This window comes from Pseudomonas sp. TE36184 (genome assembly GCF_054060055.1).
In genome coordinates this window covers 1,866,395-1,884,454 of sequence record NZ_JBSSCU010000001.1, presented here as the reverse complement: position 1 = coordinate 1,884,454, position 18,060 = coordinate 1,866,395, and the positions used below count along the sequence as shown (strand labels likewise).

Sequence of the window (18,060 nt, the reverse complement as noted above, 5' to 3'; positions counted from 1 at the left end):
ACCCGGGTAAAACAAATACTACCCGGGTATAAGTCATGGATTCTCAACATCCCCCTCGTTGCACCGCTTTCGTTCACCACCGACGTGTGGCGGACGGTCCCTATGCCCACGTTACCCAGGCGTTGGCAGACCTTGATCTGCCGGCCGGCAGCTTCCTGGTATTCGACGATGCCACCGGCACCCAGGTCGATTACCCTTGGCCCCCGGGTTATGCACCCGAGCTGCCCGCGCCCGCAGAGGCACCAGATGAGCCGCCGACGTCCCCTGCGGTCGGGCGCCCCAAGCTGGGCGTGGTCGCCCGTGAAGTGACTTTGCTACCGCGCCATTGGGAGTGGTTGAGCCAGCAGCGTGGCGGTGCGTCGGCTGCGTTGCGGCGGTTGGTGGATGAAGCGCGCAATGCCCATGCCAGTCGTGATCAAATGCGCCAGGCCAAAGAGGCCAGCTATCGCTTCATGAGCGCCATCGGCGGTGACCTGCCGGGTTTCGAAGAGGCCTCGCGGGCGCTGTTTGCCCACAACGCCGCAGACTTTTCCAACAAGATCGCGCTCTGGCCGGTGGACGTGCAGACGTACCTGGCCTGGCTGTCGCGCAACGCTTTCACTGCCTGATCATCATCCAGGGACTCGAACTACCATGGAAGTGACCCAACAACGCCCGCTGTGGCAGATCTACCTGATCTTCCTCGCACCGATGGTGCTGTCGAACTTTCTGCAGAGCTTTACCGGCACGCTCAATGGCATCTATGTCGGGCAAATGCTCGGTACCCAGGCGTTGGCGGCGGTGTCGGGGATGTTCCCCATCGTGTTTTTCTTTATCGCCCTGGTGATCGGCCTGGGGGCGGGGGCCTCGGTGTTGATCGGCCAGGCCTGGGGAGCCCGGGAAACCTCGATGGTCAAGGCGATCACCGGCGCCACCCTGACCCTTGGCGCGCTGGTGGGTTTGGTGGCAGCGGTGCTTGGCAGCCTGTTTGCGCGTCCGGCGTTACTGGCGCTGGGCACGCCGCTGGATGTGCTGGATGACGCGGTAGGTTATGCCCAGGTGATGATGCTGATCATGCCGCTGTTGTTGGTGTTTATCCTCTACACCCAGCTGCTGCGCGGCGTCAGCGACACGATTTCGCCGCTGCTGGCGCTGATGGTCTCGACATTCGTCGGTCTGCTGCTGACGCCGGCGCTGATCCGCGGCTGGATCGGCCTACCGCCCATGGGCATCCAGAGTGCGGTGTATGCCGGCCTGGTGGGTAACGCCGCGGCGATGCTGTTTCTGGTGCTGCGCCTGCGGCATAAAAACCACGTGATGGCGCCGGACCGCGCATTGCTCGCGGCCTTGCGGCTGGACCGGGTGATTCTCGGCAAAGTCCTGCGCATCGGGCTGCCCACCGGGCTACAGATGGTGGTGCTGTCATTATCCGAATTGGTCATCCTGGCCTTGGTCAACCACCACGGTTCCCAGGCAACGGCGGCCTATGGTGCGGTGACGCAGATCGTCAACTACGTGCAGTTTCCGGCACTGTCGATTGCCATCACCGCGTCGATCCTCGGCGCCCAGGCCATCGGTGCCGGGCGCCTGGAACGGATCGGGCCGATCCTGCGCACCGGGTTGCTGATCAATACCTGCCTGACCGGCGGCCTGATCCTGCTCGGCTACCTGTTGTCGCCCTGGTTGCTCGGCCTGTTCATCACCGACGACGCCGCGCGGATCAAGGCCGAACACCTGCTGCATATCATGCTGTGGAGCATCCTGGTGTTCGGCTTCCAGGCCGTGATAGGCGGGATCATGCGCGCCAGCGGCGTGGTGCTGATCCCGGTGGCGATTTCGATCTTCTGTGTGCTCGGCGTGGAGTTGCCGGTGGCCTACCTGCTCAATGCGCGGTACGGCCTGGAAGGGGTGTGGATGGCATTTCCGGTGACATACCTGGCGATGCTGGCGTTGCAGACGGCGTACTACCGGATGGTGTGGCGGCACAAGCCGATCACACGGTTGGTGTGATAAAAGGTTGCGAAAATCAAGGAAAGAAGGCGTTTCAATCATGGCAAACCCCTACGCCGAGTTGTTCCAGGCGCCGGGCGCCCGGGCGTTCGTACTGGCCGGTATGCTCGCGCGCATGCCCATCTCCATGACCGGCATCGGCTTGATCACCATGCTCTCGCAGGTGCATGGCGGCTACGGCCTGGCCGGCTCGGTGGCGGCGGTGTTTGCCTTGGCTACGGCATTTTGCGCGCCGCAGGTATCGCGGCTGGTTGACCGCTACAGCCAGGGCAGGGTACTGCCGATCGCCGCGCTGATCGGCGGCGGCGCGTTGTTGTTGCTGTTGTTGTGTACGCGTTTGCAGGCGCCGAACTGGGCGTTGTTCGTGTTCGCCGCGCTGGCCGGTTGCATGCCCAACATGTCAGCCATGGTCCGGGCGCGCTGGACCGAGCTGTACCGCGGCCAGCCCAAGCTCCAGACCGCGTTTGCCCTGGAGTCGGTGCTCGATGAGGTGTGCTTCATCATCGGCCCGCCGATTTCGGTGGGGTTGTGCGTGGTGCTGTTTCCCGAGGCCGGGCCGTTGCTGGCGGCGTTGCTGTTGGCGGTCGGTGTCACGGTGTTCGTGATGCAACGCCAGACCGAGCCGCCCGTGCATGAGCGCCATGATCATCACGGACGCTGGCTGATCGCTTCGCCCTCGGTGTTGATCCTGATGATCCTGCTGCTGGCCATGGGCGTGATTGTCGGGGTGGTGGATGTGGTCAGCGTCGCTTTCGCCCAGCACCAGGGCCAACCGGCGGCGGCGAGCATTGTGTTGTCGGTGTATGCCATCGGTTCGTGCCTGGCGGGGTTGGCGTTCGGTACGTTGAAACTCAAGGCGCCGTTGCCCCGGCAGTTCCTGTGCTGTGGTGTCGCCACGGCGCTGACCACCTTGCCATTGCTGCTGGTCACCAACATCCCCGGCCTGGCCGTGGCGATCTTCATTTCCGGGCTGTTCTTCGCCCCGACCCTGATCGTGTCCATGGCCCTGGTGGAGCGGATCGTGCCACCGAGCCGCTTGACCGAAGGCATGACCTGGCTGATCACCGGCCTGAGCATCGGCGTGGCCATCGGCGCCGCCAGCTCCGGCTGGATGATCGACCACTTCGGCGCGGCCAGCGGGTTCTGGGTGGCGCTGGCGGCGGGGGCGGTGGTGTTGGGTTCGGCGGTGTTGGGGTATCGGCGGCTGGGATAGTCAGCCGATCGCGGGGGTGGGTTTGGCGCAGTGATGTAGCAGGAACTCACTCAGCGCTTGGCGTGTCAGGTCGTTCAGGGTCACCTTCTTGCGTGTAGCTTCCAGGGCTGCGGCCAGATGAAGGTCATGCCCGACCCGCACGTTGAATGAACCCTTGCATGGTTTTTCCGGTGTTTGCCCAAGGGCCAGGCAGGTGGTGAGATAGTCGTCCACCGCCTCACGAAATGCCGCATCCAGTTCGGCGACGGTTTTCCCTTCGTAGCTCACCAGCGCCTTGATAAACAGGATCTTGCCGAACAGGCAGTTGTCTTCGAGGCTGGCTTCGATGGAGCCGATGTAGCCTTGGTGTTTCAATTGGTTGTTCACTGAATCAGTTCTCCTGATTTCAATTGTTCGATGATCTGGCGCCGAATGTAGTGTTTCAGTTCATTGCCGGGGTGAGGCTTGTGCAAGGTGATCATTGCACTGGGGTCGCCGATGTCGAACTTGACGCGGCTTCCCGCCCCTTCAATCTGTGTGTAGCCAAGACGACGCAGCAGCGTAACGAGCTCGGGCCAGGTAAATGCCATTTGCTCGTTGAGCAGTTTGGCGAGCAGCTTTTCATTTTTGGACACGGCGTTCCCTGCGTGTAACTAAATGTAGTTGCAAAAAGTGGTGTCCGTCAATGCTAGCTCGGGTTCCTCTGTCGTTCCTGGGATTGATGTAACCCTTGATGACACCTCGCTCCGCGCCGCCATCCCCCCGCTAATTTTTCCCTCTCCGGTTCGTTTTATAGGGACGACGTGCCTTTGTGCTTCCCGCCTATTGCTCCGGACTCCAAGAAATGAATGCTGAAGACTCCTTGAAACTTGCTCGCCGGTTTATCGGGTTGCCCCTGGAAAAACGCCAGCTGTTCCTCCAGGCGTTGCAGAAGGAAGGGGTGGATTTTTCGCGGTTTCCGATTCCTGCCGGGGTGGATGTGGAGGACCGCGATGCGCTGTCCTACGCACAGCAACGCATGTGGTTTCTCTGGCAGTTGGACCCGGCCAGCGGCGCCTACAACCTGCCGGGCGCCGTGCGACTCAAGGGCGCGCTGAACCTTGGCGCGATGCAGCAGGCGTTCGCCAGCCTGGTCGAGCGTCATGAAACCCTGCGCACGGTGTTCCAGCGCCAGGCCGACGAGCGCCTGGCGCAGGTGGCGGCACAGCCGGCGCTGGCGATCGAGCAGCACGACCTGAGCGACCTGGCCCCCGCCGAGCGCGAGCAGGCCGTCAACGCCGCGGCCACCCGCCAGTCGCTGCTGCCGTTCGATCTGGAGCACGGTCCGCTGCTGCGCGTGCAGCTGTTGAAACTCGACGAGCAGGAACACGTGCTGCTGCTGACCCTGCACCACATCGTCTCCGATGGCTGGTCGATGAACGTCTTGATCGACGAGTTCATCCGTTTCTACGACGCGCATGAGCGCAACGAGGCGCCGCAACTGCCGGCGCTGCCGATCCAGTACAGCGACTATGCCCTGTGGCAACGCCGCTGGCTGGAAGCAGGGGAGCAGGCGCGTCAGCTGGAATACTGGCAAGCGCGGCTGGGTGATGAGCATCCGGTTCTGGAATTGCCCAGCGACCGCCCACGCCCGGCCATGCCCAGCTACAGGGGCACGCGCCACACCTTCGCGATCGATCCGGATCTGGCCGCGCAACTGCGCAGCTGTGCGCAAACACACAACGTCACGCTGTTCATGTTGCTGCTCGGTGCGTTCAATGTGCTGCTGCATCGCTACACCGGCCAGGGCGACATCCGCGTCGGCGTGCCGATCGCCAACCGCAACCGGACCGAAGTCGAAGGGCTGATCGGTTTCTTCGTCAACACCCAAGTGCTGCGCACCGAACTGACCGGGCAAACCCGCGTCAGCGAGCTGCTGCACGCCATCAAGGAGCATGCCCTGGGCGCCCAGGCCCATCAGGACTTGCCCTTCGAACGCCTGGTGGAAGCGCTGAACGTCGAGCGCAGCCTGAGCCATACGCCGTTGTTCCAGGTGATGTACAACCACCAGCCGGTGGTGGCCGACATCGCCTCGATCCGCACGGCCTCCGGCCTGGAGCTGGCCGCGGTGGAGTGGCAGGGCCGCACCACCCAGTTCGACCTGACCCTCGACACCTGCGAACAGTCCGGCACCCTGCATGCCGCGCTGACCTACGCCAACGACCTGTTCGACGCGCCATCCATCGCACGCATGGCGCGGCACTGGATCAGCCTGTTGCAGGCCATGGTCGCCGATGGCGAGCAGCGCGTCGGTGAGTTGCCGATGCTCGCCGCCGATGAGCAGCAGGTCCTGGTGAGCGCCTGGAACCAGACCGCGCAGGCCTATCCGAGCGAGCGCGGCATTCATCAGTTGATCGAAGACCAGGTGCGCGCCACGCCGGATGCGCCGGCGCTGGTGTTCGGTGCGACCACGCTGACCTACGCCCAGCTCGACGCCCGCGCCAACCAGCTGGCCCATGCCTTGCGCGAGCAGGGGGTTGGCCCCGATGCCTTGGTGGGTCTTTGCATCGAGCGCTCGATCGAAATGGTGGTCGGCCTGCTGGGGATTCTCAAAGCCGGTGCTGCCTATGTCCCGCTCGACCCCGAATATCCTCCGGAACGCCTGGCCTACATGATCGAAGACAGCGGCATCCAGCTGCTGCTCAGCCAGCAAAGCCTGCTGCCGTCGCTGCCGGTCGTGGTTGTCCAGGTGATTGCCCTGGACGCGCCCGCGCTGTGGCTCGACGGCTACAGCTGCGAAGCCCCCGCCGTGGCGATTCACGGGCTGAACCTCGCCTACGTGATCTACACCTCCGGTTCCACCGGCCAACCCAAGGGCGCCGGCAACAGCCATCGCGCGCTGGTCAACCGCCTGTGCTGGATGCAACAGGCCTACACGCTGGAGGCCAGCGATGCGGTGCTGCAGAAAACCCCGTTCAGCTTCGACGTGTCGGTGTGGGAGTTCTTCTGGCCGTTGATGACCGGTGCGCGCCTGGTGGTCGCGGCCCCTGGCGAACACCGCGAGCCGGCGCGCCTGATTGCGACCATCGGCCGACACGCGATCACCACCGTGCATTTCGTGCCATCGATGCTCCAGGCGTTTATCCATGAGCCGGGCGTGCAGGCCTGCACTGGCCTCAAGCGCATCGTCTGCAGCGGCGAGGCCTTGCCGTTGGATGCGCAGAGCCAAGTGTTCGCCAAACTGCCACAGGCCGCGCTGCTCAACCTCTATGGCCCGACCGAAGCGGCCATCGACGTGACCCACTGGAGCTGTGTCGATGAAGGCGCCGACAGCGTGCCCATCGGCCGCCCGATCGCCAACCTCCATACCTACGTGCTCGACGCCCAGCTCAACCCGGTGCCGGCCGGCGTCTCCGGCGAGCTCTACCTGGGCGGCAGCGGCCTGGCGCGCAGTTACCACCGGCGTGCGGCCCTGACCGCCGAGCGTTTCGTGCCCAGCCCGTTCGCTGACGGCGCACGTGTGTACCGCACTGGCGACCGCGTGCGCCAGCGGGCCGACGGCGTGATTGAGTACCTCGGCCGTCTCGATCATCAGGTCAAACTGCGCGGTCTGCGCATCGAACTGGGCGAAATCGAGACGCGCCTGCTGCAGCATCCCGGCGTGCGTGAGGCGGTGGTGCTGGTGCAGGGCGGCAAGCACCTGGTGGCCTACCTGGTGTTGGAAGGCGAAGCGCCCACCGACCTCAAGGCGTGGCTGCTCGGCAGCCTGCCGGAGTACATGGTGCCGACCCACATGCTGCACCTGGACCAATTGCCGGTGACCGCCAACGGCAAGCTGGATCGCAAAGCGCTGCCAGTGCCGGACGCCGCCGCGCAGCAGGCCTATAGCGCCCCGCAAAGCCCCGTGCAGCAGGCGCTGGCCGCAATCTGGGGCGATGTGCTCGGCATCCCGCAGGTCGGCCTGGACGACAATTTTTTCGAGCTGGGCGGTGATTCGATCATCTCCATCCAAGTGGTCAGCCGCGCGCGCCAGGCAGGCATTCGCCTCAGCCCGCGCGACCTGTTCCAGTACCAGAGCGTGCGCAGCCTGGCGTTGGTGGCGACCTTCGAGCAGGCCGCGAGCGTCGACCAGGGCCCGGTCAGCGGTGAGGTGATGCTGACCCCGGTGCAGCAGAGCTTCTTCGCCCAGGCCATCCCGGTGCGCGAACATTGGAACCAGTCGTTGCTGTTGATCCCGCGTGAAGCCCTGGAACCTGCGCGTCTCGACGCGGCCTTGACCCAGGTGATCAATCATCACGACGCTTTGCGCCTGCGCTTTGTCGAGCAGGCCGAAGGCTGGCAGCAAACCCATGCCGCGCCGATCGCCGCGCCCGGATTGTGGCAATCCCACGCCAGCGACGACACAGAACTGACCGCACTCTGCGAGGCGGCCCAGCGCAGCCTCGATCTTGAACAAGGCCCGCTGCTGCGCGCCGCCCTGGTGAGCATGGCCGACGGTACCCAGCGCCTGTTGCTGGTGGTCCATCACCTAGTGGTGGACGGCGTGTCCTGGCGCATCCTGCTCGAAGACCTGCAACAGGCTTACGGCGCTGCGCCGCTGCCGGCCAAGACCTGCGCCTACCAAGTGTGGGCCAGGCAGTTGCAGGCCCATGCACAGACCCTCAACGCGCAACTGGCGTACTGGCAGGCGCAGACGGCCGACGCCGATTTGCCTTGCGACAACCCGCAAGGCGGCCTGCAAAATCGCCTGGGCGCCAAGCTGGAAATCCGCCTTGACGCCGAACACACCCGTCAACTGCTGCAAGATGCCCCGGCCGCCTATCGCACCCAGGTCAACGACCTGCTGCTGAGCGCATTGGTGCGGGTGATCTGCCGGTGGAGCGGCCAGACGGCTGCGCTGATCCAGCTGGAAGGCCATGGCCGTGAAGACCTGTTCGACAATGTCGACCTGAGCCGTACCGTCGGTTGGTTCACCAGCCTGTTCCCGCTGCGCCTGCAGGCCGAGGGCGGGTTGGCGGATGCGATCAAGTCGGTCAAGGAGCAACTGCGGGGCGTGCCCGATAAAGGCATCGGCTACGGCCTGTTGCGTTACCTCGGCACACCGGACGCCCGCGAAGCCCTATCAAGCCTTGCCGCGCCGCGCATTACCTTCAACTACCTGGGCCAGTTCGATCGCCAGTTCAACGAATCGGCACTGTTCGTACCCGCCACTGGCGGCAGCGGTCAGGCCCAGGACCCCGAAGCGCCGCTGGCCAACTGGTTGACGCTGGAAGGGCAGGTGTACGGTGGGGAATTGACCCTGCAATGGGGCTTCAGCCGTGAGATGTTCGAGGCGTCGACGATCCAGCGCCTGGCGGATGACTATACGGCGGAACTCAAGGCCCTGATCGTGCATTGTTGTGCCACGCCGGCAGGGCAGGTCACCCCGTCGGACTTCCCGTTGGCGCGTCTGACCCAGCGCCAGTTGGATGGGCTGCCCGTCGCGGGACCGGCCATTGCCGATCTCTACCCGCTGTCGCCGATGCAGCAGGGCATGCTGTTCCACAGCCTTTACGAGCCCGAGGCCCAGGCCTATATCAACCAGTTGCGCCTGGACATCGGCGGCCTCGATCTTTTGGCGTTCGGTCGCGCCTGGCAGGCCGCGCTGCAGCGGCATGACATCCTGCGCAGCAGCTTCCACTGGCTGGGCCTGGACAGTGCCCATCAGTTGATCCAGCGGCAGGTCGACTTGCCGTTGCAAGTCATCGAAGACCTCGACGCCGACGTCGAGGCCCTCGCCGCAGCCGAGCGCGACAAGGGCTTCGCGCTCGACGCGGCGCCGCTGTTTCGCCTGTTGCTGGTACGCGGTGCCGGCGCGACCTGGCAGCTGATTTTCACCAGCCACCACATCCTGATGGATGGCTGGAGCAACGCCCAATTGCTGGGCGAAGTCATCGCCCACTATGCCGGCCATACCGTGCCGGCACCGCAGGGACAGTTCCGCGACTACCTGGGTTGGCTGCAGCAACAAGGGTCGGGCGAAGCCTTCTGGAAAGCCACGCTGGCGCCGTTGCAAGCGCCCACCTTGCTGGCGGAGGCGCTGCGCGTGCCGGCCCACGCCACAGGGATGGCCGACCATCAGGTGGTGCTCGACAGCGACTTCACCCAAGCGCTCGGCGAGTTTGCCCGCCGCCAGAAAATCACCCTCAACACCTTGCTGCAAGGGGCGTGGAGCCTGTTGCTGCAGCGCTACACCGGCCAGGATTGCGTGGCGTTCGGTGCCACCGTCGCCGGGCGTTCGGCGCCGCTGCCGGGGATCGAGCAGCAACTGGGCCTGTTTATCAACACCTTGCCGCTCGTCAGCGTGGCCGCGCCGGCCCAATCGGCCGCGTGCTGGCTCAGCGAGCTGCAAGCGCTGAACCTGAGCCTGCGCGATCACGAACATGTGCCGCTCTACGACATCCAGGGCTGGGCGGGCCAGCAGGGCGCGTTGTTCGACACCTTGCTGGTGTTCGAAAACTTCCCGGTGGCCGAAGCCCTGAAACAGGGCGCGCCCGCAGGCCTGACCTTTGGCCGCCTGCACAACCATGAACGCACCCACTACCCGCTGACCCTGGGGATTGAGCTGGGGGCGAACCTGCGCCTGGAATGGAGCTACGACCGCGCGCGTTTCAGTGCCGATCAGGTCGCGCGATTGAGCGCCAACCTGCAGCACCTGCTGGTGCAACTGCTCGTCGATGCGCAGGCGCCGCTCGGCAACTTGCGCCTGCTCGACCCCACCACGCAGCGCGACATGCTCGCCCTGGGCCGGGCACCCGGCGCGGCCCTACGTGAGCTGCACGTGCATCAACGCATTGCCGCCCAGGCCGCCGCCACCCCGGATGCGCTGGCGGTGCAGGCCGGCGAAGCGCGCTTGAGCTATGCCCAGCTCAACGACCACGCCAACCGCCTGGCCCATCGCCTGCTGGCGCTGGGCGTGGGGCCTGGGCAGCGCGTGGGCCTGGCCTGCCGACGTGGCCCGCAGTTGATCGTCAGCCTGCTGGCGGTGCTTAAAAGCGGCGCCGCCTATGTGCCGCTGGACCCGAAATACCCCAACGAACGCCTGGCCTACATGTTGGCGGACAGTCGTGTGGACCTGCTGCTCAGCGAAACCGGGCTGCTCGCCGACCTGCCGCTGCCGCAAGGTCTGATCCGTGTGGACTTCAGCGCATCCGGCGCTGAGTTGGCCGCTTACCCGCGCGCCAATCCGCCCAGCCACGTGGGCGCCGCCGACCTGGCCTACGTGATCTACACCTCCGGCTCCACCGGCCAACCCAAGGGCGTGGCCATCGATCACGCCGCCCTCGGCCAGTTCTGCGACAGCGCCGCGGTCTACAGCCGGCTGTGTGCAGCGGACCGTGTACTGCAGTTCGCCACGTTCAGCTTCGACGGCTTTGTCGAGCAGTGCTACCCGCCGCTGTGTATAGGCGCTGCGTTGATCATGCGTGGCGATGAACTGTGGGACGCCGGGCAACTGGCGCGGGAAATCGTCGAGCAGGGCGTGACCCTCGCTGACTTGCCGGCGGCGTACTGGTACCTGCTGGCCAAGGAATGTGCGGTCGAACACCGCGCCCTGGGCAATTTGCGCCAGGTGCATGTGGGCGGCGAAGCCATGTCGGTGGAAGGCCTGCGCGCCTGGCACGCCGCCGGCCTGGGCCACGTGCGGCTGGTCAACACCTATGGGCCGACCGAGGCCACGGTGGTGTCCAGCGTGCATGACTGCCAGTTGCTGGATGCCAGTGACGCGTTCGGCGTGCCCATCGGCCAGGCCATCGAAGGCCGTTCGCTGTATGTGCTCGACAGTGCGTTCGAGCTGTTGGCCACCGAGGGCGTCGGCGAGCTGTGCATCGGTGCCGAGTACGGCCTGGCCCAGCGTTATTTCGACCGCCCGGCGCTGACGGCCGAGCGCTTCCTGCCGGACCCGTTTTCCGCCGTGCCGGGGGCGCGGCTCTACCGCAGTGGCGACCTGGCCCGTTACAACCAGGCCGGTGCGTTGGAGTACGTCGGGCGCATCGATCATCAGGTGAAGATTCGCGGTTTCCGTATCGAAATCGGCGAAATCGAGGCCAGCCTGCAAGGCTTGCCGCAGGTGCGTGAGGCGGCAGTCATCGCGCAGCCGGGCGCCGTGGGTGCGCAATTGGTGGCCTACGTGGTGCCGACCCAGGGCCAGCGCCTGGACACCCAGGCGCTGGCGGCGACCTTGCACCGTGCGTTGCCCGACTACATGGTGCCGGCGCAGTGGGTGGTGCTCGATGCCTTGCCGTTGAACAACAACGGCAAGCTGGACCGCCGCGCACTGCCGGCGCCGGACCTGAACCAGCCCCGACAGGCCCACCGCGCCCCGCACAGCCCGCTGGCGATCCGGTTGGCAGCGATCTGGCAAGCGGTGTTGCAGGTCGAGCGCGTGGGGCTCGATGACCATTTCTTCGAGCGCGGCGGCCATTCGTTGCTGGCCACCCAGGTGATCTCCCGCGTGCGCCATGACCTCAAGCTGGAAGTGCCGTTGCGCGCGCTGTTCGAGCAGCCGACGCTGGAGGCCTTCGCGGCCGCGTGCGCCGGCGTGCAGGGCGACACGGCACCGACGCTGCAGGCGGCCGGGCGTGACGGGCCGTTGGCGTTGTCGTTCGCCCAGGAGCGCCAATGGTTCCTCTGGCAACTGGACCCGACCAGCGCCGCCTATCACGTCCCCGCCGCACTGCACCTGCGCGGCCCGTTGGATATCGCTGCGCTGGAACACGCTTTCCACGCCCTGGTGCAGCGCCATGAACCGCTGCGCACCACCTTCGTGGAGGAGGGCGAGCAGACCTGGCAGGTGATCCACCCCCACCTGGCGATTGCACTGGCGCATCAGCACATCGCTGCAGCCGCGATCGAAGCAACGGTGGCGCAGGAGATCCAGCGCCCGTTCGACCTGGTCAACGGCCCGCTGATGCGCGTCACGTTGCTGCACGTCGAAGCGGAGCACCACGTGCTGGTAATCACCCAGCACCACATCATCTCCGATGGTGGGTCGATGCAGGTGATGGTCGACGAACTGCTGGCCCTGTATCAGGGCCAGGCGCCGTTGCCGGCATTGCCGCTGCACTATGCCGACTATGCCCAGTGGCAACGCGAGTGGATGGCCGCCGGGGAGAAACAGCGCCAACTCGATTATTGGTGCGCCCGCCTGGGCAGCGAACATCCGCTGCTGGAGCTGCCCCTGGACCACCCGCGTCCGGCGCTGCAAAGCCATCGCGGCGCGCGCCGACAACTGCATCTGGACGCCGCGCTGGTCGCCGAACTCAAGGCCCTCGCCCAGCGTCAGGACGTGACCCTGTTCATGCTGCTGCTCGCCGCATTCCAGACCTTGCTGTTTCGCTACAGCGGCCAGTCCGCGATCCGTGTCGGGGTGCCGATCGCCAACCGCAATCGCCTGGAAACCGAGCGGCTGATCGGCTTCTTCGTCAACACCCAGGTGCTGCAGGCCGAGCTGCATGGGCAGATGGGCTTCGACCGCTTGCTGGCCCAGGTCAAGCAACGTGCGGTGGAGGCCCAGGCCCATCAGGACTTGCCCTTCGAACAACTGGTGGAAGCGCTGCAACCGGAGCGCAGCCTCAGCCATAACCCGTTGTTCCAGGTGATGTTCAATCATCAGGACAACCTGCGCGCCGGCCCGCTGCAGTTGCCTGGCCTGAACCTGCAAGCGGTGGATTGGACCGGCCACAGCACCCAGTTCGACCTCAACCTGGAAACCGAGGAGTCGGCCGATGGCCTCTGGGCTGCGTTGACCTACGCCACCGACCTGTTCGAACCGGCGACCATCGAGCGCTTGGCCGAGCATTGGCAGAACCTGCTGCGCGCCGTGGTGCGCGATGCCTCCCAACCCCTGGACGAGCTGGCGCTGCTCAGCGCATCGCAGTGGCGGCAGATGCTCGAAACGTGGAACCACACGGCCTTTGATTACCCCCGCGAGCGCTGTGTGCATCAGCTGTTCGAAGCGCAGGCCCTGGCCCAGCCCGACGCCATCGCTGTGCAATTCAACGACGACGCCTTGAGTTATGCCGAACTCAACCGCCGCGCCAATCGCCTGGCCCACCGCCTGATCGCGGCGGGTGTCGGCCCGGACGTGCTGGTGGCGGTGCATGTGGAGCGTTCCCTGGACATGGCGGTCGGCCTGCTGGCGACCCTCAAGGCCGGTGGCGCCTATGTGCCGCTCGACCCGCAGTTCCCGGCGGAGCGCCTGGCGTTCATGCTCGAAGACAGCCGTGCCCGGGTGCTGCTGACCCAGCCAGCGCTGATCGGCCGACTGGCGCAACCGCAAGGCCTGCACGTGCTGCTGGTCGATGACAGCGACGCTGGCGAACACAACCCGCAAGTGGACGTCAGCCCGGAACACCTGGCCTACGTGATCTACACCTCCGGCTCCACCGGCCAGCCCAAGGGCGTGATGGTGCGCCACCGCGGGCTGTGCAGCTTCACCAGCGGCATGGCCACCAGCCTGGACATCGGCCGGGAGGCGCGGGTGCTGTCGCTGACCACGTTCTCGTTCGACATCTTCGCCCTGGAGCTGTACGTGCCGCTGACGGTTGGCGCCACGGTGTTGCTGAGCGAGCAGGCCCTGGCCCTCGACCCGGAGGCGATTATCGACCTGGCGCACCACCAGCGCGCCAACGTGCTGCAAGCCACGCCGTCAACCTGGCGCATGCTGCTGGACAGCCCGCGTGCCGAGCGGCTGCGTGGCATCAAGGCACTGTGCGGCGGCGAAGCGCTGCCGGCCGACCTGGCCCAGCGTCTGCTCGATCTGCAAGGCCCGGTGTGGAACCTGTATGGCCCCACGGAAACCACCATCTGGTCGGCGGCCCATCGGCTGTTGGCGCCGCAGCCTTTTGTCGGGCGGCCGATTGCCAATACCGCGTTGTTCATCCTCAACGCCGGGCTCAGCCCATGCCCGTTGGGCGCGGCCGGTGAGCTGCTGATCGGCGGTGTCGGCCTGGCGCGGGGTTACCACGCACGGCCGGCGCTCACCGCCGAACGCTTCGTGCCCAACCCTTATGGCGCGCCGGGCGAACGCCTGTACCGTACCGGTGACCTGGCGCGCTACCGCGACCACGGCGTGGTGGAGTACATCGGCCGGGTCGACCAGCAGGTCAAGGTGCGCGGGTTCCGTATCGAACTGGGCGAAATCGAAGCCTGCCTGCGCGAACACCCCGGCGTGCGCGAAGCCGTGGTGCTGGCCGACAACGACCGCTTGATCGCCTATCTGGTGACCTCCGCCCCACAGACGCCGCAGGTCTACCAAGCTGCCTTGCGCGAGCGTTTGCCGGACTACATGGTGCCGGCGTACCTGATGTGCCTCGACAGCTTGCCCTTGACCCCCAACGGCAAGCTCGACCGCAAGGCTCTGCCCAGCGTGGACGCCAGCCTGTTGCTCAAAGGCCATGTCGCCCCCGTCACACTGCGCCAACAGCAGGTGGCGGCGATCTGGGCCGAGGTGCTGGGCGTACCTCAGGTCGGCCTCGACGACCACTTCTTCGAACTGGGCGGGCATTCGCTGCTGGCCACCCGCGTGGTGTCGCGGGTCCGCCAGGCGCTGGCGCTGGAAGTGGCGCTCAAGACCCTGTTCGAACACCCGGCGCTGGGTGACTTCGTCGCGGCGCTGGGCGAGGAGGGCGTGGTTGCGCCGGCGATGCTCAAGGCCGACCGCACCCAACCGTTGCCACTGTCCTATGCCCAGGAACGCCAATGGTTCCTCTGGCAACTCGACCCGCACAGCGCTGCGTACCACATCCCCAGCGCCCTGCGCCTGAAAGGCACGCTGGACCTGGCGGCGCTGCAACGCAGTTTCGACACCTTGCTGGCGCGTCACGAAAGCCTGCGCACCCATCTGCATCAGGACGCCAGCGGCACACGGCAAGTGATTGAAGAATCGGGCCTGATCGACGTCGACCAGGCCGACAGCGACGAAGCCGGGCTCAAGGCGCAGGTCGCTGCCGAGGTCGCGCGTCCGTTCGACCTGCTGCGCGGGCCGTTGCTGCGGGTCACGTTGCTGCGCCTGGCTGAGGATGACCACGTGCTGGTGCTGGTGCAGCACCATATCGTCTCGGATGGCTGGTCGATGCAACTGATGGTCGAGGAACTGGTGCAGCTCTACGCCGCGTTCAGCCAGGGAACCACGCCGCACCTGCCGGCCTTGCCGATCCAGTACGCCGACTACGCCCTGTGGCAGCGTCAATGGATGGAGGCCGGCGAGACCGCGCGTCAACTGGCTTACTGGCGTGAGCAACTGGGCGGTGTGCAACCGGTGCTGGAATTGCCGGTCGACTACCCGCGCCCAGCGCTGCAAAGCCACCGTGGCGCGCGCCTGGGTATTGAGCTGGCGGCGCCGTTGCTCGCCGGTTTGCGCAGCCTGGCGCAGCGCACCGGGGTGACGTTGCCGATGGTGTTGCTGGCGTCGTACCAGGCCTTGCTGCACCGCTACAGCGGTCAGGAGGACGTGCGCGTCGGCGTGCCGATTGCCAACCGCAATCGCCTGGAAACCGAAGGGCTGATCGGCTTCTTCGTCAACACCCAGGTGCTCAAGGCCGATATCCACGGGCAGATGAGCGTCGAGCACTTGCTGCACCAGACGCGTCAACGCTCCCTTGAGGCCCAGGCCCATCAGGACCTGCCGTTCGAGCAGTTGGTGGAGGCCTTGCAGCCCGAGCGCAGCCTGAGCCTCAGCCCGCTGTTCCAGGTGTTGTTCAACCACCGCGTGACGTCGGTCGATAGCCATTGGCAGCGCCTCACCGAGCTTGACGTCGAGGTCCTGAGTTGGGATGAAGGCGTCGCCCAGTTCGACCTGGCGCTGGACGTCGAGGAAAGCCAGACGCTGTTGCGTGCGTCCCTGAGCTACGCCACCGACCTGTTCGCCCCGGCGACCATCGCACGCATGGCCGGCCACTGGCAGAACCTGTTGCAGGCGATGGTCGCCGATCCGCAGCAGACCCTCGGCCAGTTGAACCTGCTGGACGGGGATGAACAGCGGCACATCCTGCAGTTGTGGAATCAATCCGACGCCGGCTTCCCGGCCCAGCGCCTGGTACATGAATTGGTGGCCGAGCGTGCGCGGGAAAACCCGCAGGCGATCGCGATCAAGTTCGACACACAAACCCTGACCTACGGCGAGCTGGACCGCCAGGCCAACCAGTTGGCCCACGCGTTGATCGCCCGGGGTGTCGGCCCGGAAGTGCGCGTGGCGATTGCCATGCCGCGCAGTGCCGAGATCATGGTGGCGTTCCTTGCGGTGCTGAAAGCTGGCGGCGTGTATGTGCCGCTGGACGTGGAATACCCGCGTGATCGCCTGCTGTACATGATGCAGGACAGCCGCGCTAAGCTGCTGTTGACCCATACCGCCGTGCAGCAGCAACTGCCGATTGCCGAAGGCCTGGATACGCTGGCCATCGACCGCACCGAAACCTGGAGCGGCTTCAGCGACACTGCGCCGTCGGTTGATCTCGACGGCGACAACCTCGCCTACGTGATCTACACCTCCGGCTCCACCGGCATGCCCAAGGGCGTGGCGGTGGCCCATGGCCCGCTGGTGGCGCATATCATCGCCACCGGCGAACGCTACGAAACCGGCCCGGCCGATTGCGAATTGCACTTTATGTCCTTCGCTTTCGACGGCTCCCACGAAGGCTGGATGCACCCGCTGATCAACGGCGCGAGCGTGCTGATCCGCGATGACAGCCTGTGGCTGCCGGAATACACCTACGCGCAAATGCACCGTCACAACGTGACCATGGCCGTGTTCCCGCCGGTGTACCTGCAACAGTTGGCCGAGCATGCCGAGCGCGACGGTAACCCACCGAAGGTGCGCGTGTATTGCTTTGGCGGTGACGCGGTGGCGCAAGCGAGCTACGACCTGGCCTGGCGTGCGCTGAAACCCACTTATCTGTTCAACGGCTACGGCCCGACCGAAACCGTGGTTACGCCGTTGCTGTGGAAGGCACGTCGCGGCGATCCGTGCGGCGCCGTGTATGCACCGATCGGCACGCTGTTGGGCAACCGCAGCGGCTACATCCTCGACGCCCAACTCAACCTGCAACCCATCGGCGTCGCTGGCGAGCTGTACCTGGGCGGCGAGGGCGTGGCGCGCGGTTATCTGGAACGCCCGGCACTCACCGCCGAACGCTTCGTCCCCGACCCGTTCGGCAAACCCGGCAGCCGCGTGTACCGCAGCGGCGACCTGACCCGTGGCCGCCCGGATGGCGTGGTGGATTACCTCGGCCGTGTCGACCACCAGGTGAAGATCCGCGGTTTCCGTATCGAGCTGGGCGAGATCGAAGCGCGTCTGCGCGAGCAGGACAGCGTTGGCGAAACCGTGGTGGTGGCCCAGGAAGGCCCGACCGGCAAGCAACTGGTGGCCTACGTGGTGCCGGCAGATGCCAGCCTGGCCAACCACACCGAGTGGCGCGACACCCTGCGCCGCGCCCTGAAAACCCGCCTGCCGGATTACATGGTGCCCGCGCACTTCATGTTCCTGGCGCAAATGCCGCTGACCCCCAACGGCAAACTCGACCGCAAGGGCCTGCCCGAGCCGGACGCGAGCCTGATGCAACAGGCCTACGTCGCCCCCGAAACCGAGCTGGAACAGCAGATCGCCGCGATCTGGGCCGAGGTGCTGCGCCTGCCGCATGTGGGCCTGAACGACAACTTCTTCGAGGTCGGCGGCCACTCGTTGCTGGCGATCCAGATCACCTCGCGGGTCCAGGCCGAACTGGGCCTGGAAGTGCCGCTGGTGGAAGTGTTCCAGACCGAAACCCTGCGCGCCTACGTGCAGGCCGCTGCCACCTTCCGCGCCGGCAGCGCGGAAGATTTCGACGACCTTCGTGACTTTTTGAGCGAACTAGAGGCGATTTGAC

6 protein-coding genes are annotated in these 18,060 nt (G+C 65.7%); 4 read left to right on the top strand and 2 right to left on the bottom strand.

What is annotated here, in order from left to right; genetic code table 11:
• Window positions 1-35 precede the first annotated feature (35 nt).
• The 3 genes from ACVWZP_RS08145 to ACVWZP_RS08135 are packed head-to-tail and all read left to right on the top strand — an operon-like array spanning window position 36 to window position 3,202.
• Window positions 36-608: a DUF2239 family protein gene (locus ACVWZP_RS08145; protein ID WP_232591640.1), complete on the top strand. Its 573-nt coding sequence runs from the start codon at window positions 36-38 to the stop codon at window positions 606-608.
• A gap of 25 nt (window positions 609-633) precedes the next feature.
• The gene (locus tag ACVWZP_RS08140; RefSeq protein WP_457369650.1) at window positions 634-1,989 is read left to right on the top strand and encodes an MATE family efflux transporter; all 1,356 of its coding nucleotides are present in this window, start codon (window positions 634-636) and stop codon (window positions 1,987-1,989) included.
• A gap of 40 nt (window positions 1,990-2,029) precedes the next feature.
• Window positions 2,030-3,202, top strand: a complete 1,173-nt coding sequence (locus tag ACVWZP_RS08135; protein ID WP_046383747.1) for an MFS transporter — start codon at window positions 2,030-2,032, stop codon at window positions 3,200-3,202.
• Here ACVWZP_RS08135 and ACVWZP_RS08130 read toward each other — a convergent pair whose 3' ends face one another.
• Both ACVWZP_RS08130 and ACVWZP_RS08125 read right to left on the bottom strand, forming a co-directional pair.
• Window positions 3,203-3,568 (bottom strand): type II toxin-antitoxin system HicB family antitoxin, encoded by a 366-nt coding sequence (locus tag ACVWZP_RS08130; protein ID WP_457369649.1) that lies wholly within the window; start codon window positions 3,566-3,568, stop codon window positions 3,203-3,205. It abuts the gene before it with no gap.
• Entirely contained in the window at window positions 3,565-3,816 is a 252-nt protein-coding gene (locus tag ACVWZP_RS08125; RefSeq protein WP_027607491.1) for a type II toxin-antitoxin system HicA family toxin, read from the bottom strand. Before ACVWZP_RS08125 ends, ACVWZP_RS08130 begins: the two co-directional genes overlap by 4 nt.
• A 209-nt stretch (window positions 3,817-4,025) precedes the next feature.
• On the opposite strand from ACVWZP_RS08125, the gene ACVWZP_RS08120 reads away from it, so the two are divergent.
• Window positions 4,026-18,059, top strand: a complete 14,034-nt coding sequence (locus ACVWZP_RS08120; RefSeq protein ID WP_457369648.1) for a non-ribosomal peptide synthase/polyketide synthase — start codon at window positions 4,026-4,028, stop codon at window positions 18,057-18,059.
• The last annotated feature ends 1 nt before the right edge of the window (window position 18,060 follow it).